At 52.2% G+C, this 3211-nt stretch carries 2 rRNA genes; both read right to left on the minus strand.

Going from position 1 to position 3211, the window contains the following annotated elements:
- Positions 1-39: 39 nt before the first annotated feature.
- Positions 40-154: ribosomal RNA gene (rrf, locus tag ACQRCJ_RS12210) — 5S ribosomal RNA — on the minus strand.
- 45 nt (positions 155-199) lie between these two features.
- Positions 200-3132 (minus strand): 23S ribosomal RNA (locus tag ACQRCJ_RS12215).
- Positions 3133-3211: the final 79 nt, after the last annotated feature.

Below are 3211 nucleotides of genomic sequence, written 5' to 3' on the forward strand. Positions count from 1 at the left end.
CCCCCTCGCGCTGTGAGCTGCAAGGGGGTCTCGAACAATCTTTGGCAGCGGCCTACTTTCCCACATGACGTTATGCAGTATCATCGGCGATGGAGAGCTTAACTTCCGAGTTCGGAATGGGGTCGGGTGTACCCTCTCCTCTATGGCTACCAAAGAAATTTGGCAAATTTATTGAAACAGGGATGGAAGGATTTTTTCGAGAAACAAGACGCACGGGCTATTAGTACTGGTCAGCTCCACCCCTCACAGGGCTTCCACCTCCAGCCTATCAACGAGGTCGTCTACCTCGGCCCTTCAGGACTTGCGTCAGGGAGAACTTATCTTAAGGCAGGCTTCCCGCTTAGATGCTTTCAGCGGTTATCCCTTCCACACATAGCTACCCTGCTGTGCCGTTGGCACGACAACAGGTCCACCAGTGGTGTGTCCATCCCGGTCCTCTCGTACTAGGGACAGGCCCTTTCAATTCTCCTACGCCCACAGAAGATAGGGACCAAACTGTCTCACGACGTTTTAAACCCAGCTCGCGTACCACTTTAAACGGCGAACAGCCGTACCCTTGGGACCTGCTTCAGCCCCAGGATGTGATGAGCCGACATCGAGGTGCCAAACCGCATCGTCGATGTGAACTCTTGGATGCGATCAGCCTGTTATCCCCGGCGTACCTTTTATCCAATGAGCGATGACCCTTCCATTCGGGATCACCGGATCACTAACACCTACTTTCGTACCTGCTCGAGATGTCTCTCTTGCAGTCAAGCTCCCTTTTGCGTTTGCACTCGACGGCTGGTTTCCAATCAGCCTGAGGGAACCTTTGCATGCCTCCGTTACATTTTGGGAGGCGACCGCCCCAGTCAAACTACCCACCAGACACTGTCCTCTTACCGGATCACGGCGAAGAGTTAGGGACCTGAACAAACAAGGGTGGTATTTCAACGATGGCTCCCTCCATACTGGCGTACAGAGTTCACAGCCTCCCACCTATGCTACACATGCAGGCTCAAATCCCAATGTCAAGCTATAGTAAAGGTGCACAGGGTCTTTCCGTCTTTCTGCGGGTACACGGCATTTTCACCGCGACTTCAATTTCACCGAGTCTCTGGCCGAGACAGTGTGGAGATCGTTACGCCATTCGTGCAGGTCGGAACTTACCCGACAAGGAATTTCGCTACCTTAGGACCGTTATAGTTACGGCCGCCGTTTACTGGGGCTTCAATTCGGAGCTTCGCTTGCGCTGACTCCTCCTTTTAACCTTCCAGCACCGGGCAGGCGTCAGTCCGTATACGTCGTCTATACGACTTGGCACAGACCTATGTTTTTAGTAAACAGTCGCCACCACCATTTCTCTGCGGCTTTTCAGGGCTCGACAGAGTGAATCGCTTCACCCTAAAAAGCACCCCTTCTTCCGAAGGTACGGGGTTATTTTGCCGAGTTCCTTGGCCAGAGTTCTCTCGAGCGCCTTGGATTATTCATCCCACCCACCTGAGTTGGTTTCCGGTACGGTTTGCGTGTCCTATACTTAGAAGCTTTTCTAGGCAGCATAGACTCAACAACTTCAGACCTTTCGGTCACGGACTCGCGTCTCAGGATAGAGAGAAGCGGATTTGCCAACTTCTCATCCCTACACGCTTGCACCGGGACAACCAGCGCCCGGCTTGCCTATCTTCCTGCGTCCCTTCATCGCGCGAACACACAAGTACGTGAATATTAACACGTTTCCCATCAGCTACGCCTTTCAGCCTCGCCTTAGGGGCCGACTAACTCCGGGAAGATTACCTTTACCCGGAAAACCTTGGGTTTACGGCGAACGGGTTTTTCACCCGTTTTATCGTTACTCATGTCAGCATAATCACTTCTCCACAGTCCAGCATGCCTTACGACACACCTTCAGCCCGTGAAGAACGCTCCCCTACCAGACCGCATATGCGGAATTCAAAGCTTCGGTACTATGCTTAGCCCCGTTACATTTTCGGCGCAACGTCATTAGACCAGTGAGCTATTACGCTTTCTTTAAACGATGGCTGCTTCTAAGCCAACGTCCTGGGTGTCTCTACAACGTCACCACCTTAACCACTGAGCATAGATTTGGAGACCTTAGCTGTTGATCTGGGCTCTTACCCTCTCGACGACGGACCTTAGCACCCGCCGTCTGACTCCCATGGTACATCTGACCGGCATTCTGAGTTTGATAGGGTTTGGTAATCTGGTAGGACCCCTAGCCCTGTCAGTGCTTTACCTCCGGTAGACAATCCATGAGGCTATACCTCAATATATTTCGGGGAGAACCAGCTATCACCGGGTTTGATTGGCCTTTCACCCCTATCCACAAGTCATCCAAACCGTTTTCAGCCGGTATTGGTTCGGTCCTCCACAAGGTTTTACCCTTGCTTCAACCTGCTCATGGATAGATCACCCGGTTTCGGGTCTAATCCGCACTACTCATCGCCCTTGTCAGACTCGGTTTCCCTACGGCTCCACTTGCGCTTAACCTTGCAGTACAGATTAACTCGCTGACTCATTATGCAAAAGGCACGTGATCACGGAACAAGTCCGCTCTCACAGCTTGTAAGCACCAGGTTTCAGATTCTATTTCACTCCTCTAACAGAGGTTCTTTTCACCTTTCCCTCACGGTACTGGTACACTATCGGTCGTCGGTTAGTACTTAGCCTTGGAAGATGGTCCTCCCGGATTCCCACGAGGTTCCACGTGTCTCGCGGTACTCAGGTACCGGCTGTGTCGCTTTCGGTTTCAGGTACGGGGCTGTCACCCGCTCTGGCAGAGCTTTCCAGCTCATTTCCCCTGCCTACTCATGAATCACATATGCCGGCCCTACAACCCCGGCTGAACGAATCCAGCCGGTTTGGGCTCATCCCATTTCGCTCGCCGCTACTTTGGGAGTCTCGTTTGATTTCTTTTCCTTCAGGTACTGAGATGTTTCACTTCCCTGAGTTGGCGCTGGACACTTTATGTATTCAAGTGCCCGCGACGGAGCATGACCTCCGCCGGGTTTCCCCATTCAGAAATCCCCGGATCACAGAATGTTTAGCTTCTCCCCGAGGCTTTTCGCAGCTTACCACGTCTTTCATCGCCTTCCGACGCCAAGGCATCCACCCGATGCTCTTGTCAACTTGTCTTCTCGAAAAAAACTTCCTTCCATCCCTATTCAATTGTAAAAGAGCAATCACTTTCGTGATGGCCGGATCATATCCGGTT

The sequence above is a fragment of the Desulfovibrio sp. SGI.102 genome (assembly GCF_050314315.1).
In the GTDB taxonomy this organism is placed as follows: Bacteria; Desulfobacterota; Desulfovibrionia; order Desulfovibrionales; family Desulfovibrionaceae; genus Desulfovibrio.